Origin of the sequence: Acinetobacter sp. KAM396 (assembly GCF_021602765.1) — a bacterium.
GTDB lineage: Bacteria > Pseudomonadota > Gammaproteobacteria > Pseudomonadales > Moraxellaceae > Acinetobacter > Acinetobacter towneri_A.
Genome location: NZ_BPPH01000021.1, coordinates 1 through 17,225 on the forward strand (window position 1 = coordinate 1; position 17,225 = coordinate 17,225).

Consider the following 17,225-nt stretch of genomic DNA (forward strand, 5'->3'; position numbering starts at 1 on the left):
TTCTTCTTGGTCTACGTGCCATAAAATACTCCATATATTGATGTTTATAACATCATTTGAGGAGCAGAATATCACTTATAGGAGTTGTTCAAATTTACGGATCCATCTCTTATTGTAGATGCACAAATTGCAGCAGCCGCAGCCATAAAGACTTGTTGCGCGGCACGACTGGAGTATCAGATCCCTCAATCAAACGAGTTTCAGTAGAAACGATTTCCGAAAAATTTAATGATTTTGGTAGCTGAATCGTAGTCTTAGTATTAGCACCTTTATTCACTTCGGCTAACTTAATCTTGAGGTTATTACTTCCCTTGATATAAGGGTATATATCAAGCATTGGAAATTTCTTACCTACGTTATGCTCAGCAATAGTGAATAGTTGAGGTTGAGCCAAGAATTTAGATGGAAAAGTAATGGTACTTTTACTATTCAAATTAATTGACTGATTAAACTTTGGATCAATTAGATAATATTTTAGTTCAGGGTTAAAAGGTAACGAAGTACTTGCTACTGGAAAATAGCGCAATACACCATTTCCTTTATTAGTTTTATCTAAAACAATATATAAATTTTGTCCTTGATATTCAGGATCAATTTTTACTGCTTCTTTAAACTTTAAATCACCTTCAATTGACTGTTTAGCTGTAGTCGGTTCAAAGAAAACTTCTCTAATTTTTTCATTCTTTGGAATGAATACATCTGCTATTAGGTGCCCTCTAGTGGTACTGCTATTTACAACAGGTACATCCTTATTAACCTCAGCTTTCCAACAAGCAGTTGCTGAACATAAAGTGAAATTAGAAATACTAATCTCTCCAGCATCATTATTACTAGAAACTGTTAGGTTAACCCTCAAGCGAGACATACTATCTTTTTGAACACCTTTAAATCCTTCTAGGTTTTGGGGTGTAAACGTAGGTGAAACAGCAAAAACAGACATCGATGATACAAGTAAACTCAATGCGAATCGTTTTTTCATTTTTTTCAATTAGTTAATTTAAAAATTAAATATTAACGTTTTTTATTTAATATTTCCTTTAGTGAATGTAATTTAGATCGTTAGCTGCCAATTCTCAGTCCATAACTCTTTTTAGGCTCATTTATTTCTTGAATTTGGACACTTGCATTTCTAGTGCTTGCAATTGCTTGGTCAAGGTTGCGTTGTGACATGAAGTTCTGTAACTGATCGCTCAAGATGTTTACATGCCGTCTCTGTGTTTTTTTATTTTCACTTATCAATCCCGCAACATACTACAGTTGTATGACACTACCTACCCATAATAAAAATATGCCCACATAGCCACCAAGCAAGAAGTTTTGAATTTAAAACTCAGCACAACTTTTAAATTCAAAAATCTGAAATTTAAATTTAAAAGCAAAAACTCGGTTATCCACAGCTCAAACCAACAGTTATTTTAAATTCAAAACCCAAATTAAAGCCAAATCAGCTCATTCTTTCATGGTTATTTTAAGTCATTGAATCTCACTGATTCACAGAAAATCGCTGCTATTCAGCAGCCACTTTTTCCTTACTGATACATAATTCTTGTATTTTCCAGCCCTGAAGATATCGCCAGATTTCTTGAATATACCCTTGATCATCCGCCAAACCAATTTGAATCCGACAGTTAAGTTGCTCACGATCGAACTCATATTCTTCTGATTCAACATTCGGTTTGATCGGTTTCCAGACGCCATTGTTTACTGCATGCTGAATATTGGCATAACGTGTTTCACGATTTTCCACGCGTGATTCTGCCGTATAAACCACTTTGAAATCTTCATCTTCATAATGTGCTAACAGCTCCACATTGCCAGTAAAAAAGGCATTCACCCACGCATCACGTGCTTGTTCTAATTGATTATCCATCTTAATGATTCTCCTCTATTTTTGGCTTAATGTGGCTCAGCATGACAGAACAATAAGTCAGTTTTATAAAAGTTATTTGGATGAATCATGACAACAACAAAAGCCAAACACAAAAAAGCACTCCGTAGAGTGCTTTGGGTTATGCGGATGATTTGGACGAATTAAGCGTCAATATCTGCATTTAAGGCATTTTCTTCAATAAAGGCACGACGTGGTTCTACATCATCGCCCATTAAGCAAGAGAACATGCGGTCTGCTTCAATGGCATCATCAATGGTGACTTGCAACATATTGCGGTTTTCTGGGTCCATGGTGGTTTCCCAAAGCTGTTCCGCGTTCATCTCACCTAGACCTTTATAGCGCTGAATCATCATGCCGCGACGCGAGTCTTGTAAAATGTGTTGCCACACTTGATGGAAATTGTTGACAGTAATTTTACGTTCACCTTTTTCCAAGTATGCACCTTCTTCAAGCAGCGTAAACCAGCTTTTTGAATTCTTCAGCAAACGTGCATATTCAGCTGAACCTAGCAAACCTGTGTCTAGCAAATAAGTATGTGGCAAGTTGTGCACATATACCGTGATTCGTGGCCAATACGTTGCAGATTTTTGACCATCCGCATCTTCTTTTTCAAACTGTTCGATGCTTAATTCAGGACGCAAACTTGGCTGTAATCGTTCAATGCTTTGACGTAATTGCTCGCCCCATTGTTGCACATAGGCCTGATCTGCTGCTTGATCAATTTTAAAGGCATCTAGCTCCAATAAACCATCCAACAGACTTGCAGGATAACGCAGCGTTAAACGACTCAAACTCTTTTGTGATGTTTGATAATCAGCAATGACTTTGGCTAAAGCCTCGCCACGAATTGCAGGTGCATCAGCACTCACATGCAGCTCCAGTTCATCAATCGCATTAGAAATTAAATAGGTTTCTAAAGCATCGTTATCTTTGATGTACTGTTCCTGCTTGCCTTTTTTCAGCTTATACAATGGTGGCTGTGCGATATAAATATGACCGCGCTCGACCAATTCTGGCATTTGACGGAAGAAGAAGGTCAAGAGCAAGGTACGAATATGTGAACCATCTACGTCAGCATCGGTCATGATGATGATTTTGTGATAACGCAGTTTGTCTGGGTTATATTCTTCACGACCAATACCACAGCCCAAAGCAGTAATTAAAGTACCTACTTCTGCCGATGAAATCATCTTGTCAAAACGGGCCCGTTCCACGTTGAGGATTTTACCTTTCAGTGGCAAAATCGCCTGCATTTTACGATTACGACCTTGTTTAGCCGAACCACCTGCAGAGTCACCCTCGACCAGATATAATTCAGATAATGCTGGGTCTTTTTCCTGACAGTCGGCCAATTTTCCTGGCAAACCTGCAATATCCAAAGCACTCTTACGACGCGTCATTTCACGGGCTTTACGCGCTGCATCACGAGCACGCGCTGCATCAATAATTTTACCCGCGATAGATTTTGCTGCTTGTGGATTTTCCAATAAATATTCAGAGAAAGATTTATTCATGGCCTGCTCTACGGCAGGTTTCACTTCACTCGACACCAATTTTTCTTTGGTTTGTGATGAGAATTTTGGATCTGGCACTTTGACCGACACAATCGCGGTTAAACCTTCACGTGCATCATCGCCTGACACCACAACTTTTTCTTTTTTCAGGATATTTTCGCTTTCCATGTAGTTATTTAAACCACGGGTCAGCGCAGCACGGAAGCCTGCCAAGTGCGTTCCACCATCTTTTTGTGGAATGTTATTGGTAAAGCAACGTACGTTTTCCTGATAGGAATCATTCCACTGCAAAGCAACTTCTACGGTAATTCCGTTTTCAGCCTGCGTGGTGAAATGAAAAATCTCATTCAGATGGGTTTTGCCTGCATTGATATATTTCACAAATTCAGACAAACCGCCTTCATAGTCAAAAATATGTTCTAAATTGACACGTTCATCACGCAATACAATACGTACGCCCGCGTTTAAGAACGACAGTTCACGCAAACGGCGCGCCAAAATATCAACATTAAAAATAGTTTGGCTAAAAGTTTCAGCACTTGGCCAAAAACGCACAGTCGTGCCTGATTGATCAGTTTCGCCGACCACTTTCAGAGGATATTGCGGATCACCATGACGGTATTCCTGTTGGTGAATTTGACCCGCGCGTTTAATCGTTAATTCAAGTTTACTCGATAAAGCGTTGACCACTGACACACCAACGCCGTGCAAACCGCCCGAGACTTTATAACTGTTATCATCGAACTTACCACCTGCGTGCAGAATCGTCAGAATAACCTGTGCCGCAGAGACACCTTCTTCAGGGTGAATATCGGTTGGAATACCACGACCATTGTCAGATACACTAACAGATTCATCTTCATGGATAGTCACCAAGATTTCATCACAATGACCCGCCAAAGCTTCATCAATAGCGTTATCGACCACCTCGAACACCATGTGATGCAAACCTGTACCATCATCTGTATCACCGATATACATGCCTGGGCGTTTACGAACAGCATCTAGGCCACGCAATACTTTGATACTAGAGGAATCATAAGCCTTTTCAATGGTTTGTTCTGTAGTAGAGGCAGATTGATCTTCTGAACTCATGGTTTCTCCCTAGTGAAAAATAGGTCTATCCAAAGATAAAAAAATTATTGCTCAACAGCCTGCACCGTTCCATGATCGACCTGAAATAAGCGATAAGGAATCGACAACGCTTGTAAGTGTTGTTGCACGGATTGATGATCTAAAGTGGTAATAAAAACTTGACTACCCAATTGGCTTAATCGTTCAATTAAACGTTGTTGTGCGCTTAAATCTAATTCTGCTGTCAGATCATCTAATAATACCACAGTTTCCTTATTAGACGCATGCAGCATTGCAATCTGTGACAGTTTTAATGCCATAATCAATAGCTTTTTCTGCCCACGTGACAGCACCACATCAGCATCGCCCATTGGGGTTTTTAAGCGTAAATCGGCACGGTGTGGCCCATATTCGGTATAGCGACGTTCCACATCTTTTTGATGATAATTACACAGATCATTCAACAAGCCTGTTTCGGTATGAAAGCCTGCGCTGTATTCCAAACTAATGTGTAAATCAGGCAGTAAATACTGTAAATCTTGCGCAAAAAATTGCTGCCATTGTTCCACGGTGCCTAAGCGCTGCCGATGCAAAATCTCACCATAATCACTGAGCATTTTACTCCACGGTTCTAAGTCCGACAAACTTAAATGTCGCTGTGATTTAAGCAGACTATTACGCTGTTTTAAGGCACGTGAATAATATTGCCAAGCGTGATAAAACTCTGGTTCCACGTGGAACATCAGCCAGTCCAACAGTTGCCGCCGTGGTTTTGCACCATGGTCAATAATATCGGTACTGAGTGGGTCAATATGCTGTAAAGGCAGAATTTTAGCCAATTGCCCTTGGGTCGCAACAGGGTCACCATTGACCTTAATCAAGTGCTCACCCGATGCCATTTTTTGCATGCCAATTTTTTCAGTCAAAGACTGGGCAAATACAATCGCATCTTGGCTGCTGTTCTGAATGTAATTTTTAGGAATATGAGTGCGAAAAGAACGCCCTGTCGCCAATAAATGAATCGCTTCTAAAATCGAAGTTTTACCTGAACCATTTTGCCCATAAAAGACGTTAAACGGCTGCAACTCATGAAGTGCAACCGCTTTTAAGTTCCGAACACGCTCGATATGTAAACGCGTAATATGCATGATTCAGCTAGATTTAATCTTGAAATAAACTGCTCACTTAAACACGCATTGGCATCACAACATAGGTTTGATCTTGATGTGCTGGATCTTGTACCAATACCGATTGGTTAGCTTCGGTCATGGTCATCGATACACCATCGCCATCCAATGCCCCTAATACGTCCAATAAATACTGTGCATTAAATGACATTTCCAACGGTGAATCGGCATATTGAATCGCTAAATCTTCAATTGCTTCATCTTGTTCCGGGTTATTGGCGCGTAACTGCAAAGTGTCCGCACTAAAATTCAGGAATACGCCACGCAATTTTTCATTACTTAAAATCGCCACACGCTGTAAAGATTGTTTAAATACATCATGCGCGATAAGCACGTTTTTATCACCACCACGTGGAATCACACGGCGATAATCTGGGAACTTACCATCAATTAATTTAGTGGTAAAACGCACGGTAATTTCTGCTTGTTCTTTGTCACGGCTTGGGGTGCGAATGGTCACATTCAACAATTCACGCCCAATTAAAAGTGCCAGTTGTTCATCTTCAATGCTCAGCAAACGCTGTAATTCAGCCACAGCTTTACGCGGCACAATGGATTGAATTAATTGTGTGGCGGTCGAAGAAGCCGCTGTTTCACACAAGGCCAAACGGTGACCGTCTGTGGTCACAGCTCGTAATTGATTTTCATCAATTTCTAGCAAAGTACCAGTTAAATAAAAGCGTACATCCTGCACTGCCATAGCAAACGCGGTTTTTTCAAACAAACGCTTCAACTCACGCTCAGTGACGGTCACTTGCGTGCCTTGAGCATTTTCTGTGGCCAATAATGGATAATCTTCTGCAGGCAAAGTGCCTAACACAAAGCGGCTATTGCCTGATTTTAAAATACAACGTTGATCTTCAGTGATTTGCAAATCAATCAAAGCTGCGCTTGGCAAAGATTTACAAATATCCATCAGTTTACGTGCAGGCACTGTGGTTTCCCCTGCCTGTAAACATGCCCCTTCAGTCAGATTCGTACTCGCAACCAACTCCACTTCCAAGTCAGAACCAGTAATGGTTAAGGCTTGCTCAGTCACCTGAACTTTGACATTGGATAAAATATTTAAGGTATGGCGACGTTCAACCGCTCCTACGACATGTGACAGAACATTCAGTAAGCTTTCTTTCGCGATTTTTAAACGCACGGTGCATTCCTCTAACAACTGAAGATTGGAGTATAAAATAGGTTTTTTAGCAGTGTACTATGCGGCAAAAGCCGCTGCATGGCAAGAACAGAATTTGAGCAAATTCGGTCAACTTTGCAACAATCGTTGTAGGTTTTTATAGTCTTCGTTAAAGATCGGATCTTCTTCACGCAGGCTTTGTACTTTTTCACAGGCATGCATCACGGTACTGTGATCACGCCCACCGAACGCCATACCAATTTCAGGGAAACTGTCACCTGTCAGCTCACGTGCCAAGCCCATTGCCAACTGACGTGGACGCGCATAAATACGGGTACGTTTTGGCCCCACCAATTCTTTGAGTGGAATGCGGAAATATTCACTCACTACCCGCTGAATATTTTCGGTACTGATGGTACGCGCGCGAATTGCCAAGACATCTTTTAGAGATTCACGCACCACATCTAGATCAATTGGGGTGCCTTTAAAACGGGAAATTGCCACCACTTTATTGAGTGCGCCTTCAAGTTCACGCACATTAGCCACCACTTGCTGGGCAATAAATAAAGCACAGTTACGTGGTAAATCCACGGCGCTGCTTTCGGCTTTTTTTAATAAAATTTCAATTCGGGTTTCAATATCTGGCGGTTCCACCCCGACTGATAAACCCCAAGAAAAACGTGACACCAAACGTGCATCCAATTCGGTTAATTCCTTAGGATAACGGTCTGAAGTCAATATAATTTGTTTAGATTCATCCAATAAAGCGTTGAAGGTGTAGAAAAACTCGACCAAACTGGCTTCTTTACCCGCCAATAAGTGAATGTCATCCACCAATAACAAATCTAAAGAACGGCAGTTTTTCTTAAATTCTTCGACTTTCCCCTGTTGCAAAGAGCTGACAAAATCCTGCACAAAACTTTCTGCTGTCATGTACATCACCCGCGCATTCGGTTTGGCTTGCAACAACGCATTGCCTACTGCTTGCATCAAGTGAGTTTTACCCAAACCTGTTGGGCCATACAAAAATAAAGGGTTGTGCTGTGAAGCCCCTAATTGGGTCAATACCTTGCGACAGGTTTCCGCAGCCATTTGGTTAGAACGACCTTCCACAAATAAGGAAAAGGTAAATAACGGATTAAGTTGACGTTTACGGCTTTTTGCAGAACTTTCTTCTTTTTCACGTTTAGGCTTGGCCACAGGCGCAGGACTAGACTCCAACGCAGCAGTGGTGGTCGCAGGTTGTTCACTGGCCGATAAAATCGCACCTGGGCGCGAATCGACTAAAATTTCGACCTTACGCACGCGCCCCTCAGACAACTGCTCTGCCAAAATGGTAATCAATTCCAGATGATGTTCTTGAATGTAACGCGTCCAATAAGGATTAGGCGCATAAAGTTTTAATGTATCTTCAACTTCTTCTGCCACCAATGGGCGAATCCACATTGTAAAGACATTTCCAGAGAGCTCTTGTCGCAAGCGATTTAAGCAGTCCGTCCAAAGCATGTGAAACCCCTATCTAATCCATTTTTAAATTTAAAACGTCTCTCGACCGCCTGAGCGGGTCGCCATTCTAACCAAGTTATCCACATCTGTCATGACAAAATCAGCAAAATCGCTCAAAAAAGGAATCATCAAACCTGAATTTAAATTTAAAACGCGGTGTGGATAAGTTTATCCGCAAGGTGTGGATAAAATATAGCACAAAGTTATCCGCAAAGTATTAAAATCATAGAAACATAGATATCCACAATTCAAAAATTTGTTTTATAAGAGAAAAAGTGGGTTTTCAACAGAAAAATGCGTCTCTAATAGTAATAAATTTAAATTTATAAATTTGAATTTATTTATAAGATCCGTTGCAACTGTGGATAATTCAATCTGAGTTTAAATTTAAATTCAAAACAGGATTTTTAAAATTAAACAGAATGAGCTTGTGGATAATTGTGTGAATAATACTGTTAATAACTTATTAGTCAAGCATAAACAATCATTTATCTTGTGTATACTTTAATTTGTATGGTCAACCAGTCAATTGAGCGAAAACTTGTTAAAAAGAAAAATTTAGGCTTATTTTGCAAGAAACCGTGTTTTTCATTGACAGCTCAAGCAATGAGCACTAAAATCGCGGACCTTTATAGAAAGATCATTTTTGGAGTTTCGATATGAAACGTACATTTCAACCATCTGAATTAAAGCGTAAGCGCGTTCATGGTTTCCGTGCTCGTATGGCTACTAAAGCTGGTCGTCAAGTATTGGCTCGCCGTCGTGCAAAAGGTCGTCACAGCTTAACTGTTTAATACAGTCACGCTGAATCGACTCTTGGGTGTTATGACAACACTTTATGGCTTCAGCACAGAGTTGAGATTACGCTGTGCTGCCGATTATAAAGGTGTGTTTGATGGTGCGCTTTTTAAAGTGCATCAACCCCATTTCTTATTTCTTGCAAAACATTCCGAACTGCCGAATAGCCGTTTGGGTCTTGTCGTTGCAAAAAAGAAAGTGCGTCGTGCACACGAACGAAATCGAGTAAAACGACTTGCTCGCGAAAGTTTTCGCTTACACCAACGGCAATTAAATGACTTAGATATTGTGGTAATGCCCAAAGTTGGGGTAGATACGGTATCTAATGCGGAATTGCATCAGCAATTACAATTTGCTTGGCAGAAGTTACAACGTCTAGCCAAAAAGCATTCAAAAATAGCTCCCTCCCCACAAAAGTAGAGATGGCCAATGGTACGTTTACTGCATTGGTTGATACGTTTCTATCAGATCGCGATTAGTCCTTTATTGGGACCGCGCTGTCGCTATATTCCAACATGTTCTCATTATTCTTTGGAAGCAGTGCATACGCATGGTGCTGTTCGTGGTGTGTGGCTGGCTACAAAACGTATTTGTCGTTGTCATCCGAGGGGTGGTTCGGGCTATGATCCAGTCCCGCCAAAAGTCATTCGTTTTATTTCATTTCAGCAAATAGATTCTCAAACGCATCACATTACTGTACCCTTTCGTGATCGTTTATTGAACCAAAATCACTCTAACCACTTGGGGTAATAGATATGCAACAATGGGCCAGGTTTGCAATTCTCGGGGCCATGTTTGTCGTCGCATATTTGCTCATTTTGGCGTGGCAAAAAGATTATGGAAATGCTGAAACAGCACCGCAGCAAAAAACTGCCGTTGTTTCTCATGAAGTATCTGCAGATTTGCCGAATGGCCAAACGGCTACAGCAGCTTCTGATGTACCGCAAGCAAATATTCCTGCACAGCAAACAACCGATGCCACAGCACCTGTAAGTCAGCAGCTTATTTCAGTACAAACTGACCTTTATCATCTTTGGATCAATCCAAAAGGTGGTGATATTGTTCGTGTTGAATTACTCAATCATGACAAAAATAAAGACAGTGACGATCCTTTCGTCATGCTGGAAAGCGATGCTAAGCGCACCTATGTCGCGCAATCTGGGTTAATCGGGCTGAATGGTCCAGACAGTAGCCGTAATGGCCGCCCAAGCTATGAAATTGAAAAATCAACTTATAGCTTAGCCGATGCCAAAGAAAGCAAAAATAAAGCGGGTGAAACAGTTAAAACTTTAACTGTCCCAATGGTATATAAAACTGCCGATGGTGTAGAAATCATCAAAACCTTTAGTTTTACTGAAGGTGAATATCCTGTGGTGGTGAATCACAAAGTGATTAACCGCAGCAGCCAAAACTGGCAAGGTCAGATGTTTGGTCAGCTGAAACGGGATAATTCAGACGATCCTGGCAAGTCAGATCAAGGTATTTTTACCTTGGGTACTTTCCTTGGCGGCGCATGGGGGACACCTGAAGAACACTACAACAAGTTGAAATTTGACAATTTTAATGATGAAAAATTGAATGTTGAAGCAACTGGCGGTTGGGTGGCAATGGTTCAGCATTACTTCGTGAGTGCTTGGGTTCCGGGTCAGTTAAAATTGACCCAGGCCGATGGTCAACCGTATGCAGCGAAGTTGGAATCACGTAAATCTAGCGATGAAATGAACATCATTGGCTTTACCTCACCAACCATTAATGTGCCTGCAGGTACCGTGGCAGAAGTTGATGCGACTTTCTACTCGGGTCCAAAAATTCAGTCTGAATTGAAAGACTTAGCGACAGGTTTGAACCAAACTGTGGATTATGGCTGGTTATGGCCAATTGCAAAATTATTGTTTATTGGTTTGCAATTCTTCCATGGCTTAGTGGGCAACTGGGGTTGGTCAATCATCTTATTAACCGTTCTTGTCAAACTTATTCTTTGGCCGTTATCGTCTAAGAGCTATCGTTCAATGGCGAAAATGCGTGTGATTGCGCCAGAAATGCAGCGCATGAAAGAAGAATTTGGCGAAGACCGTATGCGTTTCTCGCAAGAAATGATGGCACTTTATAAACGTGAACAAGTGAATCCACTGTCAGGTTGTTTGCCATTGTTACTACAAATGCCAATTTTCCTTGCCTTGTACTGGGTATTGATGGAATCGGTAGAGTTACGCCATGCACCGTGGTTAGGTTGGATTCAAGACTTATCGGCAATGGACCCTTGGTTTATCTTGCCATTATTGATGGGTGTGACCATGTATGTTCAACAAATGTTGAACCCACAGCCAACAGATCCAATGCAGGCAAAAATCTTCCGCATTATGCCTGTGGTATTTACCGTATTCTTATTGTTCTTCCCTGCAGGTCTAGTTCTGTACTGGATTGTCAACAACTTGATTACGATTTTGCAGCAAAGCTTGATCAACAAAAGTGTTGAAAAAGACCGCGCTAAACGAGAAGAGGCAACTCCAGTCAATTAAGTATGGCTGAGCTGCTGAATAAATCCGCTTAAGATGGTAATCTTAGGCGGATTTTTCTTTGCATATATTTTGAAAGTTTTAGGTGAATTTTATGTATAACCGCAGCACCATTGCCGCAATCGCGACTCCACCTGGCCGTGGTGGTGTGGGGGTGATTCGCCTGTCGGGACCAAAAGCCTATGCGATTGCCGCAGCATTGACCCAAAAAGACTTACCCAAAGCGCGTTATGCAGGTTTTCGCCAATTTTACGATGCTGCCAATGAAGTCATGGATGAAGGGTTGGTGATTTGTTTCCCAAATCCTAATTCATTTACTGGCGAAGATGTGGTGGAACTACAAGGGCATGGCGGCCCAGTGATTCAAAATGCCTTATTGGCTCGTTTACTGGAACTCGGTGCAACGGCTGCCAAAGCAGGTGAATTTTCGATGCGCGCCTTTGAAAATGGCAAGCTAGATTTGGTACAGGCCGAAGCCATTGCCGATTTAATTGATGCCACCTCACAAGCCGCTGCGCGTTCTGCTGTACGTTCCCTGCAAGGGGCTTTTTCTACTAAAGTGAATACTGTGTTAGAGCAGTTAATTCACTTACGTTTGCATGTTGAAGCTGCCATTGATTTTCCTGAAGAAGAAATTGACTTTTTGGCCGATGGGAAAATCCTCAATTTGCTAGATGAAGTTGCTGCTTCGGTGACTGCTGTGCAACAATCTGCGCGTCAGGGACAATTGTTGCGTGAAGGTTTACAAGTGGTGATTGCAGGCAAACCCAATGCAGGTAAATCTTCCCTACTTAATGCCTTGGCGGGCATTGAACGTGCGATTGTGACCGATATTGCGGGTACTACACGTGACGTATTGCATGAAAAAATTACCCTAAATGGATTACCAATTACCCTGACCGATACCGCAGGTTTACGTGAAACAGGTGATATTGTGGAGCAGGAAGGGATTCGCCGCGCGATCAAAGAAATTGAACAAGCAGATTTATTGTTATTGGTTTATGACTTGAGTCAAAACGAAGATCCATTGCAATTGGCACAGCATTATTTTGCTGAATATATTGAACCGAAGCGCTTAATGTTGATTGGCAACAAATGTGATTTAACGGGTGTAGAAGCTGCAATTTCAGATTTTAATGGTTTTAGACATATTACGGTGTCGGCCAAGCAAGAAACAGGTGTTCAATCGCTCATAGAGGCGATTACAGCGCATGCAGGCTTTCAACCTGAAGAAGATACCTTTATTGCACGTACTCGTCATTTAGACGCAATGAAGCGCACGCAGCAGTATTTAGCTGAGGCACGTGAGCAATTGGTGGTCTATCATGCGGGGGAATTGGTGGCCGAGTCGTTACGTCTTGCGCAGAATGCTTTGGGTGAAATCACTGGCGACTTCTCTGCAGATGATTTGTTGGGAAAAATTTTTGGATCCTTCTGCATAGGAAAGTAATCTAAGATTGAGCCAATATTCCAATAAGTTCTAATAAGTTCCAGTGAGAATTAAATAGCATTAAGTTTTAATAACTTAGTGCTTTTTTATTTTTCTGGTATTTACTATATATTGTTAAAAAACATCACTTTGCATATTGTTTTAGTCTCCTTTTCATCATAAGCGCTTGTTCAAATCACCTAAGTCTTTTTAAACCGCAGCATTTAAAGCTATGATGAGAAAATAATCAAAGATTGGCGCTCAATAAAATCCTAAAAGCATGAGATGAAATCTCTGATGGAGATTTTTGGATGTTTGAACTGGTTTTTTTACGTGAAATACTTATTTCTTCGGTTCATTTTCTGCAATTGTCACTTGAAACCATTTCTGTGATGATTGGTCTACTTAAAACTTTATTGGTGCTGGTTTAGTTAAAATCAGGGCGTACTGCACGTTATTGTTTTGGGGATTGGCTTGCGACGGCGCTTGAATTTCAGTTGGCTGCAGACATTTTAGCCACTAACTTAGATCCAGATTTAGATAGCCTGATTAAATTGGCGATCATTGCTGTCATTCGGACTTTTTTGAATTATTTTTTGATCAAAGAGGTAGAGCATCAAACCATCAACGAAAAATAATGGTTGCTAAGTTTGAGATCAAAACAAAAGAATAGTTCCATTTCTCTACAAGGTTTGAATAAGCTCGGTTGATCCAAACCATATCCTGATTTTAGTTTGTCGTTTAGATGAAACTTGATCCTAAAATAGGTTTGTTCTGCAACTGTCGATACCAAATAATGATGTAGCCACACAATAAGCAGATGGCTGTACAAAAGCTAAGTACAGCAGTGGTTAACCCAAAATGATCAGCCAGATAACCCACTGCAATAATTGGCAGAATTGTGCCTAAATAGCCCACAAATAAATAGGTTGACATCACTGCAGCGCGATTCTGTAGATTGGTCATGCTATGGATTAAGCCAAAAGCGCCAATCAATGCTAACCCGTGTCCTATTCCTAGCAGTAGATCACTGACAAAAAATAGAAAACTCCAGTGTAAATACATACATAAACCGAGTACCAATAAACTGAATAACAGTAAATACAGCCCAAAATTTAGGCATTTTTGTGCAGGAATGGCTTTGGAAAAATACTGTACTAATGCTGAAATTAGCAAAATACAGGTGATAGCCAAACCACTGACCAAAGGCCCGTGCCATGGAATAATCATTTGCACAAAAGATGGAGAGAGTGAAGCAAATAAACTAAATGCAGCAAAAACACAGAATGCGGTTAAACCCGTAATGTAAAATTCTGCATGAAAGCGTGGTTCTGGGCGTTCTAATTTTGGGGCAATCGAGAAGGCTTGTGGCGTAAATTCAGGTGGTGCTAAACCTAACAATCCAATAAAACATAGTACTGCACCCAAAATGACTGGAATATATGGACTAAACAAAGGCGCTGCTGAAAATTGCGCCACACCGCCACCGAGCAAAGGACCTAAGCCAAATCCAATTGCGGTAATGACTGAACTGAGCTGTGGTGCATGCGCTTTATGTGATTTAGGGATACTCCACATTAAGCCAATTAACGCCGATGTGGTCATTAGACCTGAAGCAATCCCAATCACAAAACGCCCCAAAGCAAGCCAAAGCGGATTGGTGGCAAACATCGACAGAATCAGTCCGAGAGTGATGATTATTAAACCCAGTTCTAGGGTTTTTAAAAAGCCGATACTGTTGCTGGTACGCCCTAAAAAGAGCAAGGTGGCCAAACAACCGAGCATATAAGACACAAAAATAAAGGTGATATGGCTTGGTAAAAGCTGCCACACTTCCTGATAAATTGGGTACAGGGGGGCTTGCAAGTGCTGTGCCCATCGTGCCAATAATCAGAGCAAGACCGATCATCACAAAAGGATGCCAAGGATGAGAATGAGTCATAAAAAACTCGATTGATGGCTAAACTGTTGAGCTTAGCTCTCAAAAAGTGAGAAATATCACTCAGTGTAAAGACAAGTCTTGAATGTGGTCAAGCCTATTTGTGGTTAAGCATAGCGTTTCTGTAACTTCATAAACTCTATCTTGGCATTGGAAACTGTATACGATTTAGACGCAGATCAAGTCTGCACCGCCCTCGCCATTCATGAAGAAATCGTCCTTATTTCTTTAGAAATTAATCCACCATCAGGCTTGAATGTTCCACGTGAAACCTAAAGCGATGCGTGACTCAATGAGTTGTAGCAATTGGGTAATTTGGGCTTAGAAATACTGAATTCTGTACAACTATTAGCTTAGAATCAGGCTAAATTTATTTTATTTAGATGAAACATATGATTAGACAATTGAGTTTAGCTGTCTTCATGGGATTGTGCAGTGCGGTGAGCATGGCAGATGTTGCAACGGTTAGTAAAAATGTCAAACAACAGCATCCGCAACTGAAATTAGACAATATTCAAGCCACAGAAATGAAAGGTATTTATAGTGCCTCTATGGATGGTCAAGTGGTGTATTTGAATGAAGATGCGCAACATATTTTGGCGGGTTCAATGATTCGTTTAAAGGATCAGCATAACCTGACCAAAGATTTATTAATCCAACAAAATAGTGTCGATTGGAAAAAGTTACCGTTACAAGATGCAATCAAAAGTGTGCGAGGTACTGGAAAACGTCAGATTGCGATCTTTTCTGACCCAAATTGCCCATATTGTAAACAGCTTGAGGCTGAATTAAAAAAGCTGAATAATATTACTATTTATACCTTTATTTTGCCGTTAAAAGCGCATTCTGTTGCGCCGTCTAAACAGGTATATTGTGAGAAAAACCCTGCTCTTGCTTGGGAAAACCTGATCACAAAAGCGCAATTGCCTACCAGTCAAAGCAGTTGTGCCAACCCTGTGGAACGCAACATGGCTTTAGCGCATCGTTTAGGTGTAAGCGGTACGCCTGCGATTATTTTCTCGAATGGCTTTAAAGTCATGGGCGCATATCCTGCGGCACAAATTGAACAGATTTTTAAAGAATTCGATCTTTAAGAACGGCTATTTTGATCTGATATTGGCAAATACAGTTATAACATGTATCTCAGAGCAAACCTGAAATTCGTGATTGCAAAGTAGATCTAAAAAACCGCCTCAAATTTGGGCGGTTTTTTATTGAGAGAAGATATTTGTCTGAAAAAATTACAGGAGTTAATATAGGATTTAAGCACGAGATTTTTTCGTAAAAATATTATAAATAAACAGAATAATCAGCGCACCAATGATGGAAGCAATAAAACCTGCGGCAGAACCATCACCATATAATCCCATCATACGACCTGCATAGGTTGCTAATAAAGATCCTGCAATCCCAAGTAAGGTGGTGACAATAAACCCTGCTTTATCATCTCCAGGATGAATTGCACGGGCGATTAAACCTGCAATAAAACCCACCACAATTGCGACTATTAATGACCACATGAGCAGCTCCTTGTTATCTTTGTTTATGTTTTACATCATGTTTCAGACTTATCTTTGCCGAAAAATCGCAAGGAAAATAGTCGAATAATGCTACAGCATGTTGTGTTTTTGTCCTGTTAGATAGATGAAGTGCAAATTGTAGCCATAAAAAAAGTGATCTGAAACGATCACTTTTTAAAGCGTGGCGTGTTTGCTTTATAAGCCAATTTCGCCAATAAATGGAATATGACGATATTTTTGGTCATAATCTAAGCCATAACCGACAATGAATCTATCTTCAATTTCAAAGCCCATAAATTTAACTTCAAGCTCAATTTCACGGCGTGATGGCTTGCTAATTAAGGTACATAGCTCAATTGAATTTGGTTCACGGGTTTGCAAAATTTCCATCACTTTATTTAAGGTGTTGCCTGAGTCGATAATATCTTCAACCACTAAGACGTCTTTACCGCGAATTTCGCCATCCAAATCTTTTAAAATTTTCACATCACGTGATGATACAGTGCCTCCGCCATAGCTAGATACAGTCATAAAATCTAGTTCATGCGGCTTGTGAATGGTGCGGCATAAATCTGCCATGAACAACACAGAGCCACGTAATAAGCCAATTAAAACCAACTCTTTGTCGCTATTGGCATAGTGAGCATTAATTTTTTGACCAAGTTCCTGAACTTTTGTTTGGATTTCTTCTGCAGAAATCAAAACCTGCATTTCAACTGTCATGG

15 protein-coding genes and 2 pseudogenes are annotated in these 17,225 nt (G+C 40.8%); 8 read left to right on the forward strand and 9 right to left on the reverse strand.

Going from position 1 to position 17,225, the window contains the following annotated elements; translation table 11 throughout:
• Positions 1-109: 109 nt before the first annotated feature.
• From L6C30_RS10435 to dnaA, 6 genes are all read right to left on the reverse strand, one after another.
• A complete protein-coding gene (locus L6C30_RS10435; protein ID WP_236163029.1) occupies positions 110-940 on the reverse strand; it encodes a hypothetical protein in 831 nt (276 codons plus the stop codon).
• 567 nt (positions 941-1,507) lie between these two features.
• Positions 1,508-1,870 (reverse strand): hypothetical protein, encoded by a 363-nt coding sequence (locus tag L6C30_RS10440; protein WP_019836216.1) that lies wholly within the window; start codon positions 1,868-1,870, stop codon positions 1,508-1,510.
• A gap of 161 nt (positions 1,871-2,031) precedes the next feature.
• Positions 2,032-4,500: a DNA topoisomerase (ATP-hydrolyzing) subunit B gene (gyrB, locus tag L6C30_RS10445; RefSeq protein ID WP_236163030.1), complete on the reverse strand. Its 2,469-nt coding sequence runs from the start codon at positions 4,498-4,500 to the stop codon at positions 2,032-2,034.
• A gap of 44 nt (positions 4,501-4,544) precedes the next feature.
• Complete coding sequence (gene recF / locus L6C30_RS10450) at positions 4,545-5,627, reverse strand: DNA replication/repair protein RecF (protein ID WP_236163031.1); 1,083 nt, start codon at positions 5,625-5,627, stop codon at positions 4,545-4,547.
• 37 nt (positions 5,628-5,664) lie between these two features.
• Positions 5,665-6,813 carry a DNA polymerase III subunit beta gene (dnaN, locus tag L6C30_RS10455; protein WP_236163032.1) on the reverse strand — a complete coding sequence of 383 codons (1,149 nt, stop codon included), beginning with the start codon at positions 6,811-6,813 and terminating at the stop codon, positions 5,665-5,667.
• A 108-nt stretch (positions 6,814-6,921) separates the two neighbouring features.
• Complete coding sequence (gene dnaA, locus L6C30_RS10460) at positions 6,922-8,298, reverse strand: chromosomal replication initiator protein DnaA (RefSeq protein WP_004969761.1); 1,377 nt, start codon at positions 8,296-8,298, stop codon at positions 6,922-6,924.
• 659 nt (positions 8,299-8,957) lie between these two features.
• Between dnaA and rpmH the strand changes: the two genes are divergently transcribed.
• From rpmH to L6C30_RS10490, 6 genes and pseudogenes are all read left to right on the forward strand, one after another.
• Positions 8,958-9,092, forward strand: coding sequence for a 50S ribosomal protein L34 (gene rpmH, locus L6C30_RS10465; protein ID WP_000831329.1), 135 nt, complete (start codon positions 8,958-8,960; stop codon positions 9,090-9,092).
• Between the two features lie 31 nt (positions 9,093-9,123).
• Positions 9,124-9,516 carry a ribonuclease P protein component gene (gene rnpA, locus L6C30_RS10470; RefSeq protein ID WP_070154976.1) on the forward strand — a complete coding sequence of 131 codons (393 nt, stop codon included), beginning with the start codon at positions 9,124-9,126 and terminating at the stop codon, positions 9,514-9,516.
• A 9-nt stretch (positions 9,517-9,525) separates the two neighbouring features.
• Complete coding sequence (gene yidD / locus L6C30_RS10475; protein WP_236163033.1) at positions 9,526-9,846, forward strand: membrane protein insertion efficiency factor YidD; 321 nt, start codon at positions 9,526-9,528, stop codon at positions 9,844-9,846.
• A gap of 5 nt (positions 9,847-9,851) precedes the next feature.
• A complete protein-coding gene (gene yidC, locus L6C30_RS10480; protein WP_070154978.1) occupies positions 9,852-11,615 on the forward strand; it encodes a membrane protein insertase YidC in 1,764 nt (587 codons plus the stop codon).
• Positions 11,616-11,706: 91 nt separating this feature from the next.
• Positions 11,707-13,062, forward strand: coding sequence for a tRNA uridine-5-carboxymethylaminomethyl(34) synthesis GTPase MnmE (mnmE, locus tag L6C30_RS10485; protein WP_070154980.1), 1,356 nt, complete (start codon positions 11,707-11,709; stop codon positions 13,060-13,062).
• A gap of 434 nt (positions 13,063-13,496) precedes the next feature.
• Positions 13,497-13,679 (forward strand): annotated as a pseudogene (locus tag L6C30_RS10490) (DUF1622 domain-containing protein); the annotation flags it as partial.
• 103 nt (positions 13,680-13,782) lie between these two features.
• On the opposite strand, the pseudogene L6C30_RS10495 reads toward L6C30_RS10490, so the two are convergent.
• Positions 13,783-14,983: pseudogene (locus L6C30_RS10495) on the reverse strand (MFS transporter).
• Between the two features lie 141 nt (positions 14,984-15,124).
• On the opposite strand from L6C30_RS10495, the gene L6C30_RS14920 reads away from it, so the two are divergent.
• Both L6C30_RS14920 and L6C30_RS10500 read left to right on the forward strand, forming a co-directional pair.
• A complete protein-coding gene (locus L6C30_RS14920) occupies positions 15,125-15,256 on the forward strand; it encodes a hypothetical protein (RefSeq protein WP_264754239.1) in 132 nt (43 codons plus the stop codon).
• A gap of 116 nt (positions 15,257-15,372) precedes the next feature.
• On the forward strand, positions 15,373-16,074 hold the full coding sequence (locus L6C30_RS10500; protein WP_070155012.1) for a DsbC family protein: 702 nt from the start codon (positions 15,373-15,375) through the stop codon (positions 16,072-16,074).
• 168 nt (positions 16,075-16,242) lie between these two features.
• On the opposite strand, the gene L6C30_RS10505 is transcribed toward L6C30_RS10500, so the two are convergent.
• Positions 16,243-16,500 (reverse strand): GlsB/YeaQ/YmgE family stress response membrane protein, encoded by a 258-nt coding sequence (locus tag L6C30_RS10505; protein ID WP_070154982.1) that lies wholly within the window; start codon positions 16,498-16,500, stop codon positions 16,243-16,245.
• Between the two features lie 195 nt (positions 16,501-16,695).
• Positions 16,696-17,223, reverse strand: coding sequence for a hypoxanthine phosphoribosyltransferase (gene hpt / locus L6C30_RS10510; protein ID WP_230245593.1), 528 nt, complete (start codon positions 17,221-17,223; stop codon positions 16,696-16,698).
• Positions 17,224-17,225 lie beyond the last annotated feature (2 nt).

Bases quoted from the DNA above. Each gene is read 5' to 3' on its own strand.
- L6C30_RS10505 (WP_070154982.1), bottom strand. From the start codon at position 16,500: ATGTGGTCATTAATAGTCGCAATTGTGGTGGGTTTTATTGCAGGTTTA.
- hpt (WP_230245593.1), bottom strand. From the start codon at position 17,223: ATGACAGTTGAAATGCAGGTTTTGATTTCTGCAGAAGAAATCCAAACA.
- rnpA (WP_070154976.1), top strand. From the start codon at position 9,124: ATGACAACACTTTATGGCTTCAGCACAGAGTTGAGATTACGCTGTGCT.
- L6C30_RS10435 (WP_236163029.1), bottom strand. From the start codon at position 940: ATGTCTGTTTTTGCTGTTTCACCTACGTTTACACCCCAAAACCTAGAA.
- L6C30_RS10500 (WP_070155012.1), top strand. From the start codon at position 15,373: ATGATTAGACAATTGAGTTTAGCTGTCTTCATGGGATTGTGCAGTGCG.
- yidD (WP_236163033.1), top strand. From the start codon at position 9,526: ATGGTACGTTTACTGCATTGGTTGATACGTTTCTATCAGATCGCGATT.
- recF (WP_236163031.1), bottom strand. From the start codon at position 5,627: ATGCATATTACGCGTTTACATATCGAGCGTGTTCGGAACTTAAAAGCG.
- rpmH (WP_000831329.1), top strand. From the start codon at position 8,958: ATGAAACGTACATTTCAACCATCTGAATTAAAGCGTAAGCGCGTTCAT.
- dnaA (WP_004969761.1), bottom strand. From the start codon at position 8,298: ATGCTTTGGACGGACTGCTTAAATCGCTTGCGACAAGAGCTCTCTGGA.
- yidC (WP_070154978.1), top strand. From the start codon at position 9,852: ATGCAACAATGGGCCAGGTTTGCAATTCTCGGGGCCATGTTTGTCGTC.
- L6C30_RS10440 (WP_019836216.1), bottom strand. From the start codon at position 1,870: ATGGATAATCAATTAGAACAAGCACGTGATGCGTGGGTGAATGCCTTT.
- mnmE (WP_070154980.1), top strand. From the start codon at position 11,707: ATGTATAACCGCAGCACCATTGCCGCAATCGCGACTCCACCTGGCCGT.
- gyrB (WP_236163030.1), bottom strand. From the start codon at position 4,500: ATGAGTTCAGAAGATCAATCTGCCTCTACTACAGAACAAACCATTGAA.